The following is a 17568-nucleotide window of genomic DNA, read 5'->3' on the forward strand; positions in this document are numbered from 1 at the left end:
CTTATGTGTAAATTCCCACTTTCCAACATCAATTTATCAATCTAATGAGATCAATGCTTGATGCTTGACGTAAGAAAGGTAATATTACTTATACAACGATATCTTTAAGCACGTAATACTTTAATTCCAAAGTGAAGTGCCTAAACGGAGAATGACTTAAACATGACTTACGCGCCTGTAACAGACGTATTAAGCGGTAAGCTAGCAATTGACAGTGAAATTACTGTTCGAGGCTGGATCCGTTCACGTCGTGATTCCAAAGCTGGAATTTCTTTCCTTGCCATTTATGACGGCTCTTGTTTCGACCCGATTCAGGCCGTGGTCTCTAATGAGTTAAATAATTACCAGGAAGATGTACTTAAATTAACAACAGGTTGCTCTGTTGAAGTCACTGGTACTATTGTAGCCTCTCCAGCTAAAGGTCAAGATTTTGAGATCGCAGCAACAGCCGTTAAAGTTGTTGGTTGGGTAGAAGATGCTGAAACATACCCAATGGCAAAAACACGTCACTCTATTGAGTATTTACGTGAAGTTGCACACCTACGCCCACGTACTAACGTAATTGGTGCTGTTGCTCGTGTTCGTAACTGCCTGTCTCAAGCTATTCACCGCTTCTATCACGAACAAGGCTTCATTTGGATGTCTGCACCACTTATCACAGCGTCTGACTGTGAAGGTGCTGGTGAAATGTTCCGTGTGTCTACGCTAGATATGGCAAACTTGCCAATGACAGACAAAGGCGAAGTGGATTTTGACAAAGACTTCTTTGGCAAAGAAACATTCCTAACGGTATCTGGTCAATTAAATGCTGAAACTTATGCTTGTGCTTTAAGTAAAGTATACACATTTGGTCCAACATTCCGTGCTGAAAACTCAAACACCAGTCGTCACCTAGCAGAGTTCTGGATGGTTGAGCCTGAAGTTGCTTTTGCTGATCTTGATGACGTAGCAAAACTAGCTGAAAATATGTTGAAATATGTATTTAAAGCAGCTCTTGAAGAGCGTCGTGACGATCTTGAATTCTTTGCTTCTCGCATTGATAAAGACGTTATTACTCGTCTAGAGCAATTTGTAACGTCTGATTTTGCACAAGTAGACTACACTGATGCAATCAAGATTCTTCAAGATTCTGGTCGTCAGTTTGAGAACGATGTTGAGTGGGGCATTGATATGTCTTCTGAGCACGAGCGTTTCCTTGCTGAGCAACACTTCAAAGCACCAGTAATTGTGAAGAACTATCCAAAAGACATCAAAGCGTTCTACATGCGTATGAACGAAGATGGTAAGACTGTTGCAGCAATGGATGTACTTGCACCGGGTATCGGTGAAATCATCGGTGGTTCACAACGTGAAGAGCGTCTAGAACAACTTGATGCTCGTATGATTGAGATGGGTTTAAACCCTGAGAGTATGGGCTGGTACCGCGATTTACGTCGTTATGGTTCAGTACCACACTCAGGTTTTGGTCTAGGCTTTGAACGTCTAGTCTCTTACGTAACGGGTATGAGCAACATCCGTGACGTAATTCCATTCCCACGTACACCACGTTCTGCAAACTTCTAAATACTCAGTGTAATTAGTCGTAATAAAAACCATCTTCGGATGGTTTTTTCTTTCAATTCAGTTTGAAACACAAAACACCCTATCTACATTTACACTTAATTCCTAATAAAAATTTATAAAGATTGTATTAATACTACAAATAGATTAAATTAATTAAGAACATTCACGAAAAGAATAGATTTAACAAAATATCCCATGAAAAAAAAACATAAGGATACTAATAAGCATCCCATTCTCGTATTGAAAACATTTGTCTTACTTCTTTTCGTATTCTCTAGTCTTTATCTTATTTATAATATTTATCATCTTGAAAAATTCAACCAACGCTATATTGCTCGAATTCAAGATGTATATTCATATACCCGTAGATTTGGTTCATATTACAATAATACTCCAGAAGAATATAAAGCAGAGAATCATTATAAAACAAATAATGTCTCATTAATTGTTAACACCGCCAGTAAAGTCAAGACTCTCTCTAGCGGTATAGCAAAATTACGGTCGCAATTAAATCGGCTTACAAATAATAATATATGGACAATTGCTGTATTTGAAAACCCTGCGGATTACGCACATTTTGACCCTATTAGACCTGAGTATTTAACTCAGTTTGATAAATATGGTGAAAATTCAGTCATGCACCGTATCGTTCAACGGGAAGGCCTTGATAACACTTATCAATCATTTTATGGATGTAATATCAAACTAACAGAAAGTTATGTTGAAACTGGTTCACATACCCAAATCAGAACCCTTTACTACCCTATTTATAATAATAAACATCTTGATGCATTAGTCGCAATTGATATAAAAAACAACATTCTTACTAAATGCTTACAACATTATAATGCTAATTACTTAACTGTGCTCAATTCTAATAAAAAAGGTAATATTTATAATATAGAAGAATTATTACCTTGCTCAAAATTAAATCCAATCAATATTGGTATTAATTTATTTTCTATTTTAAAAATGGTTTTTTTACCTGCTTTAATATTAAGCTTTTTATCTAGCTATTTCAAAACCTGCCTTATTAAAAAAAAGTATGCTATTCAGCGTGATCATATGACCAATTTTTATCGTCGTGATTATTATGAAAAAAAATTATTAAAACAACATGCTTTTAATATATTAATTATCGATATTGACCATTTTAAAAAAATAAATGATACCTATGGTCATGAAATGGGTGATGATGTAATACGTCATATTGCAAAACGCATTAATAGTTGCATTCATAAAAAAGATATTCCAATTCGTTGGGGTGGTGAAGAATTTATTATTTATTTTCCTGAAATGAATCATCAACAATTACATTTTAAAGCAAAAAAAATATGTCAATCAATCGCATCTACACCTATATTAGGTCTTAGTATTACAGTGTCAATTGGTGGTGTATCAAATACAAATATGCACTTTAACGATGCTTATAAAGCAGCAGACAAAGCCCTCTATCATTCAAAAAATAATGGTAGAAATCAATATACTATTGCCTGAAAAATAAGAGTAAACCAAAGAATCTATGTTGATCCCTACCCAGAAAATACCCAAGAGGAATTTATTGCCATCAATGAAAATAATTTATGGTTAAGATGTGTATTTTTCACTTTAATCTGTAAAAGGAATATATAGAATGCACCGTCACGTTCTAATATCTATGGATAGTAATGATTATAACTGTAAATGGTTTTTTAAAAAAAACATTAATCAATTTAAAGCTTTTTACTTTATTTTTTATAATCTGTTCTAGTGCATATTTTATTTATAATATATACCATATTGAAAAATTACAAAATATAAACATTACTACATTAAATAATATTTATTCTACCGCTCGTCGTTTCGGTTCATTTTATAATAATACGGATACAGTAGCCTTAAATAAAGGGATAGATGTTTTTAATGGCGTTTCAGTCGTTGTAAATACGCAAACAAATGTTAAAAGATTATCTACAGGTATCAAGAAATTACATAAAAACATAAATAGAATAACTAATAATCATATATGGACAGTTGCTGTTTTTGAAACAGCATCAGATTATTCACACTTTTCCCCTCTTAGACCAGCTTATTTAAAAGGCTATGATAATATAACTATTAATACTATCGTTAAAAATGAATCCTTAATGGATACTTATCGTTCATTTTATGGCTGTAATATAAAATTAACCGATACATATAAAGAACCAGGAACAAATAAAATAATCCGTACTATTTATTATCCTATTTATAATAATAAAAAATTAGATTCTTTATTAGCAATAGATATTAACAACTCAATATTTAATAATATATTAACTGAATTTAATAAAACAGAAATGACAATTATTAGTATGGAAAATAATAACATTTACAACACAAGTGAATTATTACCATGCTCAACAGTTGATCCGATTAACTTAGGACTTAATATTTATACGCTATTAAAGGCAACATTTTTACCCTCTCTTTTATTAATGTTCCTATATCATTCTTTAACACAACTTATTGCTAATAAAAACTTTATCTTACGTCATGATCAAATGACACGTTTTTATCGTCGTGACTACTATGAAGAAAAATTACTTAGTCAGCAGAAATTTAATTTTCTTATTATAGATATTGACCACTTTAAGAGTGTCAATGATAATTATGGCCATGAAATTGGCGATGAAGTGATTCGTGCTGTGACTAAACGTATTAGTAATTGCATTCGTAAACAAGATATCGCAATTCGTTGGGGTGGGGAAGAATTTATAGTGTCATTTCCTGACATGAATAAAAAACAATTAGTAATAAAAGCACAAAAAATATGTGATTCCATTTCTCGATCTCCTATATTAGATATTAATATTACTATCTCTATTGGGGGAATTTGTGCAACTAATATACATTTTAATGACGCTTATAAAGCCGCAGATCTAGCTCTTTATCATTCTAAAAATAATGGTCGCAATCAAGTAACCATTGTTTAGAGAGTAATTGAATAGATTTTATACAAACGACCCACTGCTATTGAACTTATGATTATAGACATACAATAAAAAAACATAATTATAAATTCATAAATTTGTTACACCCTCTTGTCAAACTTCTATCACTAAGGGTATAAATAGAGACATAACTCTTTAACTACCCATGGATGATCGATATGTTTGAAAAGATTACAGCAGCACCCGCAGACCCTATTCTCGGTTTAACAGACGAATTTAAAGCTGATCCTAGAACACATAAAATTAACCTCGGCGTGGGTATTTATAAAAACGAAGCAGGCAACACGCCTGTTTTAGCCACCGTAAAAAAAGCAGAAGCTATTCTATTAGCACAAGAAACAACAAAATCTTATCTGGGCATTCCTGGCACCCCTGAATATGGCCTAGCAGTGCAACAACTACTTTTTGGTGCTGATTCTACACTTATTGCAGAAAAACGAATCCAAACAGCACAAGCACCTGGAGGCACTGGTGCATTACGCGTTGCGGCTGAATTTATTAAACGTCAGTTAGGCGATGTTACTGTTTGGATCAGTAATCCTACATGGGCAAACCATCACGGCGTCTTTGGTGCCGCTGGTTTAGAGACTAAAACTTATGGTTATTACAACGCTCAAGTTAAGGATATTGATTTTGATGCAACTATCGCTGATTTAAACCAAGCAAATGCAGGCGATGTCGTCTTATTCCACGGCTGTTGTCATAACCCAACAGGTATTGATCCGACCAATCAACAATGGCAAACACTTGCAAAACTCTGCCTAGAGAAAGATTTGCTACCAATGTTTGACTTTGCTTACCAAGGTTTTGCTCAAGGTGTCGAGGAAGATGCACAAGGGCTACGAATTTTTGCTGATCAAATGCCAGAACTGCTTGTTGCAAGTTCATTCTCTAAAAACTTCGGTCTATACAACGAACGTGTTGGTGCCTTTACTTTAGTTGCAAAAAATACTGAACAAGCAACAATATCTTTCAGCCAAGTAAAATCCATTGCTCGTGTTATTTATTCAAATCCCCCAGCTCATGGTGCGGCTATTGTGACACAGATTCTAAACGACACTGTATTGCGAGCTGAATGGGAGCAAGAAGTCACCGAAATGCGCGATCGTATTCAAGAAATGCGCGTATTATTTGTCGCCACACTGAAACAATGTGGTGTTAATACAGACTTTAGTTTTATTGAACGTCAAAATGGTATGTTCTCTTTTTCTGGCCTCAATCAAGATCAAGTAAAGCGTTTAAAAGATGAGTTTGCTATCTATATAGTTGGTTCTGGCCGTATCAGTGTTGCAGGTATGACAAAATCAAATATGCTACCACTATGCCAAGGCATTGCTGCAGTTTTATAATTTTATAAAACTAAAATATACCCATAAAAAAGAGGATAATCATCCTCTTTTTTTGACGGTTATAATACAAATAGTATTAACCTGATTTATTTAATGGTAATACATTACAATAAAGATCATATTCATAATGCTTCTCTAATTGCTTACGCCAAGGCCGCTCTGATATAGGTATAAGATAAAACATTTCTCTTGTTGTATCTGTTACAAATGCCATTCCATGCCGCATAACTTCATAATGTATATCGTGAATATAACCAAGAGAAAAATTTCGCCTCCCTGTTAACGTATTAATATCTTCACGGCTAAGGGATACTCCCTGTGTTTCATCTGCAAATCGTTCAAGTAACCAACCAGAAAATTCCTTTGCACTTATCATCGTCATAAGATCAATTTCTCCGAATGCTTTGTACTCCCTGAGAATTACTCTCCATGTTAATAGTTATAGCAGAGTAAAAAAAAGTCGTCGATTTTACGTCTTAAATATAAGAATAGGACAAATAATAACAAGGGTATGATATATATTTAGTACTAAGATTAACGTTAATAAGAATAGAAATAATGTTTTAGGAGGCCGTAATGGAAACGCTTCATATTCATACGGAAAAACTAACCACAAAACATTATATCTGGACAGCGATAATATTCACTACCCTCACCTTTACTTTATTAAGCTATTTTAATACGCAATTATCAACAATACGTATCCTAATGGTAACCATGTCATTAGGATGTATCTTGCTATTAACCACCACTTTCTTCAATCCATCCTCCATGAGTTTTACCTTGACCTTTATGCATTGTCAATTTCATAGTCACTATGGGGGTTGGTCAACAACATGGCACAATATTCAACATATAGGGAATGTAACACTAGCATCAGGTGAATGGCATCATCCCCTGCCTTGGATTGGTATTCGCCTAAAAAATTATGATAATTTTATTCGTACTATCTGCCCACGCGTTGCATCTAGGTTATTACTAGAGCAACGTGTTTTATTCGTCATGGTACTTAAACACAGTGTTCACCCTAATCATCAACTTGAAGATATATTATTTGATGATGATCCGTTTATAACGAGTAACGGTGAACAATTTCATGGACTTCAAGCAATGATCGCTAATCGAATGCGATATAATCGAGAATTGCTTGGCTTTGATTTTTTCATTGCCGATGATGTGCTTGATCGCCCTGTAAACGATTTTATTGGCCTATTACGTCGCTATAAAGCTGCCGCTTAATTTCATGACGAAACAGCAGCAGAAACCTTTTGAGCTTTAAGAAAAGGCAATAACAATAGCCCAATTAACGCTGCAGCCACTGAAATTACAACAAAAAAACCAGTCCAATGGTAATACTTCATAATAATCGCTAATGGATATCCAGCCAAAGCAGCCCCCATATAGGCAAATAAACCAACAAAACCTGTAGCAGCACCAACTGAATCTTTATGAGAACACTCTGCGGCAGCCATACCAATTAACATTTGCGGACCAAAAACAAAAAAACCTATCGCAAAAAAACACCCAGCCTGCAAAATATAACTAGTGACAGGCATTAGCCACAGTGCAGCAACAGCTAAAAAGATACCCATTGAAAATAATAAAATCATTGGCCCACGATTACCGCCAAATACTTTATCAGAACCCCAACCGCCAACTAATGACCCTAAAAAACCACCAATTTCAAATAATGACAAAGCGCCATTAGCAGATAGCAAACTATAATGGTGTTGTTCCGTTAAATAAATATTTCCCCAATCATTAATTGCGGTACGAACGATATAAACCAGCACATAACTCATAGCAAGTAACCATAAATATTTATTGGTTAATACATATTTAAATAATACTTGTCGCTGTGTAAGGCCAATACCTTCGTTTTCTTGTGCAACTTCTAAATAATCATTACGCCATAAACCGACACTGGGTAATCCCATCGCTGTCGGTTTATTTCGCAACCGCCAACAGAGACCAATACCAATCACAATGGCAATAATACCAGGAATAAAGAAACCGTAACGCCAGCCATAATGCACAGTCAAAAAACCCACCAGCAATGGAATAAATGCCCCACCAACATTATGTGCAGTATTCCAACATGACCACCATAACCCTCGTTCAGAGCGTGAATACCAAGTTGTCAGTAATTTAGAACAAGCAGGCCATCCCCATCCTTGAAACCATGCATTCGCTATCCATAACAACGTAAATGCTGTTATCGAACTAGAAAATCCAAAACAGATATTAATAATACCCGTAGCGATTAATCCTATTCCCATAAAATAACGCGGATTAGAGCGATCAGATATCATCCCTGAAATGAATTTTGAACACCCATATGTAAGATAAAAGAGTGTGCCCATCATACCGATATCTGCTTTATCCCAACCTAAATCAGCAATCATAGCGGGCATTGCATACGTGAAATTTTTACGGGTTAAATAAAATCCCGCATAGCCAATATACATACTCACCATGATATGAAAACGCCAATATTTATAGCGTTGATCAACAGTTGGGGTTAATATTATTGCCATGCTATACCTGATTATATAAATAAATTAAAGATTGTAATTATATTAATGGTAATAAAATTACCAAGGTTGTGCCCGTATTTATAACTTGTTTTTGTAAGATATTTTTTTGAGAATCATCACGATAATGACTTATAATCGAACATTGTCCGCCCAATATTTCTACCCGCTCACGAATACCTCGAAGACCAAAACCTTTAAAGGTATCTTCTACTTTAAAACCGATACCATTATCTTCAATTTGTAATCTGATTTGTTGATCAATATGCAATTCAATAATCACTTCTGTCGCATATGAATACTTAGCAATATTATTCAATGCTTCTTGACAAATACGGTATAGAGTCACACTTGTCGTATCACACAACAATTGTTGATGACGTCCCCATGCCATTGCAACATCAATACCCTTAGCTTCTAACTTCAAATCACAGACAACTTGCTCTACGGCTTTAGCTAAACCAAGATCATCTAATGTTTTTGGACGTAGTCGTGATAATAGACCTTTGGTTGTATCATAAATATTAAGAGATAATTGCTCAATAGTAGACGCGCATTGCTGGGTTACCGGTGCTATCTCAATCCGTTTTAAAATACTGGCTTGCATTCTAATTGCGGTAATATTTTGGCCTATCTCATCATGTAATTCTCTAGCAACATCCCGTCTAACCGATTCTTCTGTCTTAATTAATTGACGAGATAGAACCTGATTACGACCTAATTCAGAGGATAATTTAGTATTAAGATCCCGTTGGCGCTGAATACCAAGACCTAACAAAATTCCCGTTAAACTTTGCGCCGAGAGTGATAATAATAAGTCCGTAATTTCCATGTTATTGACATCACTTCGTGCCGCTATTAATGCAATACTATTTAATAATGTTCCGAGTAATGCACCTTGCCATCCATGTCGAAAGGCAAAAACAATAATAGGTATTGCTAAACAAAATGGTGCAAAACGACTTAACTCATCAGGCAAATTTACTTGTAATAATATATTAGTAATAAAAAGTAATGCGTATAGACATAAATCACGATGTCGTAATTCTAATGGTCGAGAAATGAGTGCAACCGTTAATGGGATCCATGATCGGTTGAATAAAAAACTCCATAATAAATAACAGGTTGGTACTAACATTAACCCACCAGTAATACTAATGAGGAAAATCATCCCTATTGGTGATAATGGTATTTTAACAAGAGAACCAAACCCTATGACCATAACAACATTAATAATTGCAGTCGATATAATAACAGCGGCCATAACGAATAACTGTCGCCATTGATCGCCATAATAATAACGTCGAGAAAACCATAATATTGGCCAAGACAAGCCACTCGCAACTAAGATGGGCCACCAAGGTAGATCGTTAAGCGCTTTCGCAAGTAATAATATTAAGCCCCACTCAGCACTATAAATAGCAATCCAATAACGACTTGCTGTATGTAATGTTATTCCTAATCGCAACGCAAACGGAAAAAATAAAATAGCTAATGCAGGATCACCCAGAAAATAAAAAGCAATAACCCATAAACAAAACCAACTACAAATAAAAAATAAACATCCGCCTAATGACGTAAGTACATAATGGCGCATTACAATATTTCTAATGGAAAATACTTAACTAACTCAACATTGTTGCTAACATTGAGTTTATCCATTGCATTAGCACGATGTACATGAACCGTTTTATGACTCAAACCTAATTCAACCGCAACCGCTTTAACATCTAGGCCAGCAGCAAGCATTTCACTAATTTGACGTTCACGTTTTGTTAAACATGCAACAGATTGTTGGTAAGGATCGGTTGTCTCTAATTGCATTTCGATATCAGATGCTAAATAACATTCGCCTTTTGCAACTTTCCGTACAGCTTGAATAAGTTCATCAGGGCTACAACGCTTACTTAAATAGCCTTTTGCTCCAGTAGCCAATGCTTTATTTACTACAGTTGCTGAATCATGCACACTCAGCATAATACAACTGACATTGTCTGCTAAATCTTCAAGTAGAACTAAGCCATTTTCATTAGGCATTGAAATATCAATGATACATACATCAACGGCTTGCTTAGCTAATCCACTACGTGCTTCTTGTGCTGAACTATATTGGCCTGCTACTTTCATATCAGACTCTAACGATAATAATTGAGCAAAACCAGAACGAACAATGACATGATCATCAACTAAAGCAACTGTAATCATAACGGAACACCCATAAGCATTAAAAAAACAACAAAAACCACTGCTAATAAAATTAACAGTGGTTCTTCATTTAATCTATTTCTATAGCGCTATATTACCGTAAACTAACACAGTGATGCATTAATATAATGGCATTTCGTCAGCAACAAATGGATTGGTCGCTCGCTCATGACCAATGGTAGACAATGGGCCATGTCCTGGTACAAATGTTACTTCATTGCCTAGAGGCCACAATTTAGTCTTAATCGAATTAATTAATGTTGGATGATCGCCTTGTGGAAAATCAGTACGACCAATACCACCGTTAAATAATACATCCCCTACAAATGCGACTTTAGCATCTGCATTATAGAAAATCACATGTCCAGGCGTATGACCTGGTGTATGGGACACTTGTAAGGTTTGATTACCAACAGTTACTACATCACCATCATTAAGCCATTGCGTCGGCGTAAATGCTTCTGTCATTGGAAGGCCAAACATTTCACTTTGACGAGGTAAGCCTTGTAACCAAAATTCATCATCTTTTTGTGGACCAATCATAGGTACCTTAAAAATCTGAGACAGAGGTTCAGCCCCACCCACATGATCTAAATGTCCATGGGTAAGTAATAATTGAGTAACGTTAACGCCAAGCGCCGCCACTTCTTTCTGAAGTTGTTGAATATCACCACCAGGATCAATAATCGCAGCTTGATGGGTTTCATCACACCATATAATAGAGCAATTTTGCTGAAACGGAGTTACTGGCACAATTTTATATTGAAGACTCATTCATACTTCCTAAACGAAGACATTATTTAACGAAGCATGCCACGAATACCCTTAAAAATACAGATTATGACAGGAATAAACTACCCTCTCCAAGTACGTACAGGGCCAGTATCAATATGAACAAATTGACTATTTGGATAATAACCAACCCCACCAATATTTAAATCTAATGCGGCCTTACGTATTTTAGCTAATGGAACTCCTTCAAGATTAAAATCGATAGCCTGAGCTTTCATATGATAGCTTTTCTTTGCAACTCCACCACGTTTAGCTAACATCTTATTGGTTTTAGATGATCGATAACCTGAAAATAACTGCGCATAACCTTCATGTCCAAGATAAGATTGGATTTGCGCAATCGCATCATACAAACGTCGATCTATACGCGCGATTTCATTTTGACGAAAATCACGACAAAGATGATCTAAACGTCGAACTTCTTTACCCACATAGCTTTTACCATTGAAATATTTCGTTTCTAACTCTTCACCTGTATGCAAATTGCGTAATAGCATCGTTCGAGGTGTTGTTGCTTGAAAAGAACTCGCTTGAACAATATTCGGGAGCATACATGCTCCAACAGCTAATCCACTTAATGTTAAAAACTTACGGCGACTAATATCTAAATTTGACATAATTTACACAACCAAATAAAAATGTTCTTTATTGCCAAAGCAATTCATATACCAATGTTGCAGAACATTATCTTTAGTTAATTAAGCAGTCAAATACACAAGTCACATAATATCAAATTGATAAATCTATTTTTAAATATCATTAACTTACACTAAATTATTATTGTAAGAAGAAATTAATACCGCATTATTTGTTGTCATTAGTCATATTCGTAAATATCAAAACGATAATTAACCGCACCGTCATCATTCACCCATGCCGTTTGATAAATAATTTCCACTGGCACTTTTTTACCTTTATTTAACCTAATTGTGCGTGTTTTTTTACTATTAGAATATGCATTAAATTGCGATTCATTTTTCCCTGAATATTGCAATAATGCTAACGCAAGTGATTTTGACTCAAGCACACGCACGCAACCTGAACTCAATGCGCGCTCATACTTATTAAATAATACTGGGTATGAAGTATCATGAAGGTAAATAGCTTGATTATTAGGAATATTAAATTTATACAAGCCTAGTGCATTTTTTTTACCTGGCTTTTGGCGTAAACGATAAGGAAATTTATTGGGTGTTAATAAGCGATATGGAATTGAATTTATATTTATCTTTTCAGTACTGCTCCAACTACGAATAACTTCATAATTATGACGCTTTAAATAACTTCGACTACGCTTTACCTTTGGTAAAATATCTTTTTTCATAATTGAATTAGGAACATTCCAATATGGATTAAAGACTACTGAATTTACCATCGAATTGAAAATTGGCGTTTGACGTGAAGGTTTACCAACAATCACCTTACTTGTCATTATCCAGCGTCCATCTAACCATAACTTCATGTAGTAACTTGGGACATTTACCACGATACCAGTATAAAGACTTGTAGACCAAAGCCGTAATCGTTGAGCATTTAACGCTAATAATCGCACTCGCTGCGTTGGATTTAATGCTAACCATTGCTGTGTTTTCGGTCCAATAATTCCATCAGGCATTAAGCCATGTCGCGATTGGAAATGTTTTATTGCCAACACAAGACGACCGGTATATAACGATTTATGTTGTGATTGATAACGCTTGGCGTCTTGACCTGAAATATCACCTAAACGCTCAAGTACTATAAGCAAATTTGAAATATTTTTAATTGTTTGTTCCGGATTAACTTTGCCATTAAATACTAATACAGGCCAACGTAACGTCTGTTGTGAATCTAATTTATTAATTGTTGTGACTAATTGATTATATTCTGAAGTTTGAGGTTTTAAACGAAGAATAAATTGATTAAATCGGTGATTTTCATAATTTTTCAACATATCGTTAATAATAATTTGACTAGGTTGCGGTAATTTTAATGGTGTCGTTTCACCAAATAGCCATAACTTTCCTTTACCATGCAACTGTTCAATAAAGCTAATATATATTAATAACGTATCTGTCGCGATAACATCATATTGCTGCCAATTTTTTAGCGGTTGTAATTGAATAAGTAAATGGTACCTAGCGGTAAGTTCTTTATTTGTTTTAGATAAACTAACTATACGAAGCTGATCCATAAAATCATTAATTGCACGTTGATCTTTCCAAAATTGACTAAATCCTGTCGACACATATAATTCAACTAATATTGATGAGTATTTCAGATTAACCCTCTTGGCATTAGCATCCTCAATCCATTGCCTTGTGCTATTGAGCATATTCCCTGATTTATCCATCGACAAAAATAAAGGTTGAGTCTTATTTAATAATACGTGTTCATTTTTATCTCCAAGCGATTGTGCATATGCAGATAATGCTTGCAAATAAAAACTAACAAATAATATTATGGCAATAAAAAAAACATGCTTAACTAATGTCATTAGTTACCCCTGTCCATACTTTAAGTATGAAAATAGAACTCTATTTAATAATTAAATATAGATGGGGAAAATATTCTCAAATCTTAGAAGTACAATTATCATTCAAATTTAGGATAATAATATCTTTAAATTAGATATAAATATCTAAAAAACCAGCAGTAATAAAAAACAGACAAATCTCAGATGATGGTTAAATCTAGGTTGTTACTGATGCCAACATCTCAAATAACAATACAACAGCCCAAAAATTTCCCAAACGTATAGATCTTACATGAAAATAATAATTAATATCATTACCTTGAGATTTCGAGCGGATTTACATTCATATAATTACATTTATCTATAAATAAATTAATTAGATACCGATAAATACCGATGAAAACATTATAATTCTTGTATACTCTCACCATAAAAAGATCCTATATATTATAATAAATTTATAGAGTTATTGCATACAAATTTTATTGGGAGAGTTAGATGGATAGGCACGAAGAAGTACTTGTTGCTCTGAGACAAATTATTCGAGCAATTGATCTACATTCTAGAAAACTAAATAAGAGTGCTGGACTAACAGGTCCACAATTAGTATTAATGCGTGCAATTCGTGGATCGGGCGAAATTACTATTCGCCAACTATCTAATAACACCAATATGAGCCAAGCAACCGCAACAACAATTCTTGACCGTTTAGAAAAACGCAATTTAGTGGTACGTAAACGTAGTGTACTTGATAAGCGCAAGGTACATGCTCACCTTACAGAAGCTGGACTTATCTTACTTAATAAAGCTCCAATGCCACTACAAGACAGCTTTATCTCTCAATATCAAGATTTAGAAGATTGGGAACAATCACTACTGCTTTCTTCTGTACAACGTATTTCAACCATGATGAACGCCGAACATCTAGATGCAGCGCCATTACTTGAAGTTGGTAGCATTACAAAACCAGAAAAACCAAATCAAGATAATCCTGACAACGAATAATATCGATAGAAAACCGACATTATTCGTCGGTTTTCTTTTTGCTTAATTAGGGTTAGGTTAACCCGCTAATACAGGATCAACCTGATACTTTATCAACGTTGATGGTATCTGTTGTTGCGTTAACTCGTACATTGCTAAGAATAATGCTTGTTGCGTTGCCGCCTCATCATGTAACTCAACCGCGGATAAAGCACAATTTAGAGCCCGCTTGATCGCCTCAACTTTTACCTGTATTAATATTATCTGTTCTTGTTCAGATAAGGCCAATTGAGTAATAACTTGTGCATTTAAATCAGTATTCTGAGCATGACTCAAAACGCTTAACTGTTGGATTAACATATCTAAGGTATAAATCGTATTAAGTAACGATTGTGATGATTGTGTCATTGTAATATCCTTATTTATCAATGAAAAATAGACATTTATTTATAATAATACATATTTAATAATTAATTTGTTAACACGATCCAAGAAGAGATATAACATGCTATTGGAAGGCATTGAAACATTATTAGTGTTAGCTCAAGAAGGCACTATGAGTCGCGCAGGAAGTCGTTTATATATCAGCCAATCGGCAGTGAGCAAACGGATCGCAAAATTAGAAGCAACATTAGGAACCAAGCTGATTATTCCATCTGGCCGATTAATTAAACTCACCCCAGATGCACATGCTCTAATCAAAAATGTAGGCCCAAGTTTTAATGAAATTCGAGGGTTGATTTTTGAGCATCAGAATTTAGACGATCAAACAATTATTACGATTGATTGTTCTGAAACCTTAGTTGCAGGGTATTTATCTGATGCTTTGGGACAGTATTTTCAGCACGATAAGTATATTTCTATCACTACTCATCACACGCCAGTGATTGTCGAAAACGTCCAATCAGGTAAGGCTACCATTGGTTTTTGTGCCGGACATTTACCTACTCAATACCGCTTTATCGCTCAACATTTAGTGGATGAACCATTTAAAGTGGTCTTTAAGCAGCCTCTCTCTGCGCTACCTAAAGCTATTATCGCTAATGATTTAAAAAATCCATCAAATATTTCACAAGCAGCGGTACTACAAAAGCAAGGGATCACGCCTTTAATGGAAATGGATTCTTACACTGCATCGGCACAATTAGCACTAGCAGGCATGATACCTGCCCTTGTACCAAACTCAATTGTAAAAACATTAGGAATCAACGAGCGCTTCTGTTTTGAATTTGAAGAACTCGCTGAACTCACTCGTCCTATTTATCTAATTTACCGTCAAAATAGTTATAAATCACCACGAGTTAAAACCATAATTGAAACCATTGCGGATGCTGTTGCCACAGCAATTTAATCGCCATTCCCATCGACATTATTACTACCATTGGTCGAATAAAGCGCTGACCTTTACTAATAACAACGTGTGCGCCTAATCGTGCGCCCATAAAACCACCAACGGCCATTATTAACCCTACCTTCCAAACAGGTAATCCAGCCAAAATAAACAAGATTAACGCGGCAATATTAGAGGTGAAATTTAGAACTTTAGTGCGGGCGGTAGCTTCTACTAGCCCTAATTGAGCAAGAACAACAAAGCAGATGGTAAAAAATGATCCTGTTCCCGGACCAAAAAAACCATCATAAAAACCAATACTTGTACCAACCGAAAATGCAAAAGCGGCTTCTGATAATTTAGGCGTGCCTCCCCCTGTGCCAATATTGGGGGATAATAAGAAATACAGTGAAATACAGACCAGCAATATAGGAATAAGGCTCGTTAATACGCTAGCATCAATATATTGTACTAATACAGCCCCAATTGCCGAACCTGCAAATGTGCAACCTATAGCCAATCGCATTTGTTTTAGATTAACTAATCCATTACGGACAAAATACCAAGATGCAGAAAAACTACCAAATGAGCTTTGCAATTTATTGGTTGCCAATGCTTGAGCCGGTGGGATCCCGACAGATAAAAGCGCAGGCACAGTAAGCATTCCTCCGCCACCAGCAATCGCATCAATAAACCCTGCGGCAAGTGCCACAAAAAATAAAATCACTAATACATCTATACCTAATTCCATTTACGATCACTTTATTAATCAACATACTAATAGCAGAATAATAACGGTGATTGAGTATATCGAACAGTGAAAGCTTGGATAGCAATCCATTCCAGTTTGGAATTGATTAAATCGTAATACATCCATAACTGCCTTTTAGCTAATGACGATTACGGCAGATCTCAGCAGGAAAAGACAATTGCACCATAATAAAGCGTTTTAGTAACTCATCATAAGGTTGATCATCAACGGCTTTTTGCATGCACATGAGCCATGCCTGTTTTTCAGCTAAACCAATATGATGATGGTGATGAGCACTAGCAAGGTTCATGCGTCCATAGCGTTCACTATAATTATCTTTTCCGCCCAACCAACCAATTAAAAATGTCGTCAATTTTTGCTGAGCTTCAGTTAAATCATGACTGTACATGGCACGTATCGTTACCGCTTCAGGTAAGCTATCGATGTAATAATAAAAATCAGCAACCAACTGTTGTACGCCAATCTCACCACCCGCCGCCTGTAAAATGCTTTCTCCTTGTTCAAACTTGGGAACATTACGCTTTTTTACACCTGAAAAATCATCACCTTCAGGGAACTCGACTTTATCAACCATTTCATTATCACTTTATAGAAATCCTTTCTTCATACTAT

17 protein-coding genes are annotated in these 17568 nt (G+C 35.2%); 7 read left to right on the forward strand and 10 right to left on the reverse strand.

Annotation, left to right across the window (positions count from 1 at the left end; translation table 11 throughout):
- The first annotated feature begins 162 nt into the window (after nt 1-162).
- From asnS to CIK00_RS00510, 4 genes are all read left to right on the forward strand, one after another.
- Nucleotides 163-1563, forward strand: coding sequence for an asparagine--tRNA ligase (asnS, locus tag CIK00_RS00495; protein WP_045035540.1), 1401 nt, complete (start codon nt 163-165; stop codon nt 1561-1563).
- A gap of 195 nt (nt 1564-1758) precedes the next feature.
- Nucleotides 1759-3060 carry a GGDEF domain-containing protein gene (locus CIK00_RS00500; RefSeq protein WP_101766974.1) on the forward strand — a complete coding sequence of 434 codons (1302 nt, stop codon included), beginning with the start codon at nt 1759-1761 and terminating at the stop codon, nt 3058-3060.
- Between the two features lie 170 nt (nt 3061-3230).
- Nucleotides 3231-4517 (forward strand): GGDEF domain-containing protein, encoded by a 1287-nt coding sequence (locus CIK00_RS00505; RefSeq protein WP_101766975.1) that lies wholly within the window; start codon nt 3231-3233, stop codon nt 4515-4517.
- 176 nt (nt 4518-4693) lie between these two features.
- Entirely contained in the window at nt 4694-5884 is a 1191-nt protein-coding gene (locus CIK00_RS00510; RefSeq protein ID WP_101766976.1) for an amino acid aminotransferase, read from the forward strand.
- Between the two features lie 76 nt (nt 5885-5960).
- On the opposite strand, the gene CIK00_RS00515 is transcribed toward CIK00_RS00510, so the two are convergent.
- Nucleotides 5961-6266, reverse strand: coding sequence for a hypothetical protein (locus tag CIK00_RS00515; protein ID WP_101766977.1), 306 nt, complete (start codon nt 6264-6266; stop codon nt 5961-5963).
- Between the two features lie 194 nt (nt 6267-6460).
- On the opposite strand from CIK00_RS00515, the gene CIK00_RS00520 reads away from it, so the two are divergent.
- Nucleotides 6461-7123 (forward strand): DUF2982 domain-containing protein, encoded by a 663-nt coding sequence (locus tag CIK00_RS00520; protein ID WP_233426519.1) that lies wholly within the window; start codon nt 6461-6463, stop codon nt 7121-7123.
- Nucleotides 7124-7125: 2 nt separating this feature from the next.
- Here the strand turns inward: CIK00_RS00520 and uhpC are convergent, their stop codons facing one another.
- The 6 genes from uhpC to CIK00_RS00550 all read right to left on the reverse strand — a co-directional run bounded on the left by uhpC (nt 7126) and on the right by CIK00_RS00550 (nt 13891).
- Nucleotides 7126-8421: an MFS transporter family glucose-6-phosphate receptor UhpC gene (uhpC, locus tag CIK00_RS00525; RefSeq protein ID WP_101766978.1), complete on the reverse strand. Its 1296-nt coding sequence runs from the start codon at nt 8419-8421 to the stop codon at nt 7126-7128.
- Between the two features lie 37 nt (nt 8422-8458).
- Nucleotides 8459-10015, reverse strand: a complete 1557-nt coding sequence (gene uhpB, locus CIK00_RS00530) for a signal transduction histidine-protein kinase/phosphatase UhpB (protein ID WP_101766979.1) — start codon at nt 10013-10015, stop codon at nt 8459-8461.
- Nucleotides 10015-10623, reverse strand: a complete 609-nt coding sequence (uhpA, locus tag CIK00_RS00535; protein WP_101766980.1) for a transcriptional regulator UhpA — start codon at nt 10621-10623, stop codon at nt 10015-10017. The genes uhpB and uhpA overlap by 1 nt, the downstream gene beginning before the upstream one ends.
- Before the next feature lie 120 nt (nt 10624-10743).
- Nucleotides 10744-11397, reverse strand: a complete 654-nt coding sequence (locus CIK00_RS00540) for an MBL fold metallo-hydrolase (RefSeq protein ID WP_101766981.1) — start codon at nt 11395-11397, stop codon at nt 10744-10746.
- Between the two features lie 80 nt (nt 11398-11477).
- Entirely contained in the window at nt 11478-12032 is a 555-nt protein-coding gene (locus tag CIK00_RS00545) for a YcbK family protein (RefSeq protein ID WP_101766982.1), read from the reverse strand.
- A gap of 200 nt (nt 12033-12232) precedes the next feature.
- The gene (locus tag CIK00_RS00550) at nt 12233-13891 is read right to left on the reverse strand and encodes a L,D-transpeptidase family protein (RefSeq protein WP_101766983.1); all 1659 of its coding nucleotides are present in this window, start codon (nt 13889-13891) and stop codon (nt 12233-12235) included.
- A 477-nt stretch (nt 13892-14368) separates the two neighbouring features.
- On the opposite strand from CIK00_RS00550, the gene CIK00_RS00555 reads away from it, so the two are divergent.
- Complete coding sequence (locus tag CIK00_RS00555; RefSeq protein WP_101766984.1) at nt 14369-14875, forward strand: MarR family winged helix-turn-helix transcriptional regulator; 507 nt, start codon at nt 14369-14371, stop codon at nt 14873-14875.
- Between the two features lie 57 nt (nt 14876-14932).
- Here the strand turns inward: CIK00_RS00555 and CIK00_RS00560 are convergent, their stop codons facing one another.
- Nucleotides 14933-15262 carry a hypothetical protein gene (locus CIK00_RS00560; RefSeq protein WP_101766985.1) on the reverse strand — a complete coding sequence of 110 codons (330 nt, stop codon included), beginning with the start codon at nt 15260-15262 and terminating at the stop codon, nt 14933-14935.
- Between the two features lie 97 nt (nt 15263-15359).
- Here CIK00_RS00560 and CIK00_RS00565 point away from each other — a divergent pair, with 97 nt between their 5' ends.
- On the forward strand, nt 15360-16205 hold the full coding sequence (locus CIK00_RS00565) for a LysR family transcriptional regulator (RefSeq protein ID WP_101766986.1): 846 nt from the start codon (nt 15360-15362) through the stop codon (nt 16203-16205).
- Here the strand turns inward: CIK00_RS00565 and CIK00_RS00570 are convergent.
- Together CIK00_RS00570 and CIK00_RS00575 are read right to left on the reverse strand one after the other, a co-directional pair.
- Complete coding sequence (locus CIK00_RS00570) at nt 16156-16935, reverse strand: TSUP family transporter (RefSeq protein WP_101766987.1); 780 nt, start codon at nt 16933-16935, stop codon at nt 16156-16158. The genes CIK00_RS00565 and CIK00_RS00570 overlap by 50 nt on opposite strands.
- Before the next feature lie 139 nt (nt 16936-17074).
- Nucleotides 17075-17530 (reverse strand): group II truncated hemoglobin, encoded by a 456-nt coding sequence (locus CIK00_RS00575; protein ID WP_101766988.1) that lies wholly within the window; start codon nt 17528-17530, stop codon nt 17075-17077.
- Nucleotides 17531-17568 lie beyond the last annotated feature (38 nt).

The sequence above is a fragment of the Photobacterium carnosum genome (genome assembly GCF_002849605.1).
Classification (GTDB): domain Bacteria; phylum Pseudomonadota; class Gammaproteobacteria; order Enterobacterales; family Vibrionaceae; genus Photobacterium; species Photobacterium carnosum.

Bases quoted from the DNA above. Each gene is read 5' to 3' on its own strand.
- CIK00_RS00540 (WP_101766981.1), bottom strand. From the start codon at position 11,397: ATGAGTCTTCAATATAAAATTGTGCCAGTAACTCCGTTTCAGCAAAAT.
- CIK00_RS00555 (WP_101766984.1), top strand. From the start codon at position 14,369: ATGGATAGGCACGAAGAAGTACTTGTTGCTCTGAGACAAATTATTCGA.
- CIK00_RS00570 (WP_101766987.1), bottom strand. From the start codon at position 16,935: ATGGAATTAGGTATAGATGTATTAGTGATTTTATTTTTTGTGGCACTT.
- CIK00_RS00575 (WP_101766988.1), bottom strand. From the start codon at position 17,530: ATGGTTGATAAAGTCGAGTTCCCTGAAGGTGATGATTTTTCAGGTGTA.
- CIK00_RS00560 (WP_101766985.1), bottom strand. From the start codon at position 15,262: ATGACACAATCATCACAATCGTTACTTAATACGATTTATACCTTAGAT.
- CIK00_RS00500 (WP_101766974.1), top strand. From the start codon at position 1,759: ATGAAAAAAAAACATAAGGATACTAATAAGCATCCCATTCTCGTATTG.
- CIK00_RS00515 (WP_101766977.1), bottom strand. From the start codon at position 6,266: ATGACGATGATAAGTGCAAAGGAATTTTCTGGTTGGTTACTTGAACGA.
- uhpB (WP_101766979.1), bottom strand. From the start codon at position 10,015: ATGCGCCATTATGTACTTACGTCATTAGGCGGATGTTTATTTTTTATT.
- CIK00_RS00565 (WP_101766986.1), top strand. From the start codon at position 15,360: ATGCTATTGGAAGGCATTGAAACATTATTAGTGTTAGCTCAAGAAGGC.
- uhpA (WP_101766980.1), bottom strand. From the start codon at position 10,623: ATGATTACAGTTGCTTTAGTTGATGATCATGTCATTGTTCGTTCTGGT.
- uhpC (WP_101766978.1), bottom strand. From the start codon at position 8,421: ATGGCAATAATATTAACCCCAACTGTTGATCAACGCTATAAATATTGG.
- CIK00_RS00505 (WP_101766975.1), top strand. From the start codon at position 3,231: ATGATTATAACTGTAAATGGTTTTTTAAAAAAAACATTAATCAATTTA.
- CIK00_RS00545 (WP_101766982.1), bottom strand. From the start codon at position 12,032: ATGTCAAATTTAGATATTAGTCGCCGTAAGTTTTTAACATTAAGTGGA.
- CIK00_RS00550 (WP_101766983.1), bottom strand. From the start codon at position 13,891: ATGACATTAGTTAAGCATGTTTTTTTTATTGCCATAATATTATTTGTT.
- asnS (WP_045035540.1), top strand. From the start codon at position 163: ATGACTTACGCGCCTGTAACAGACGTATTAAGCGGTAAGCTAGCAATT.
- CIK00_RS00510 (WP_101766976.1), top strand. From the start codon at position 4,694: ATGTTTGAAAAGATTACAGCAGCACCCGCAGACCCTATTCTCGGTTTA.
- CIK00_RS00520 (WP_233426519.1), top strand. From the start codon at position 6,461: ATGGAAACGCTTCATATTCATACGGAAAAACTAACCACAAAACATTAT.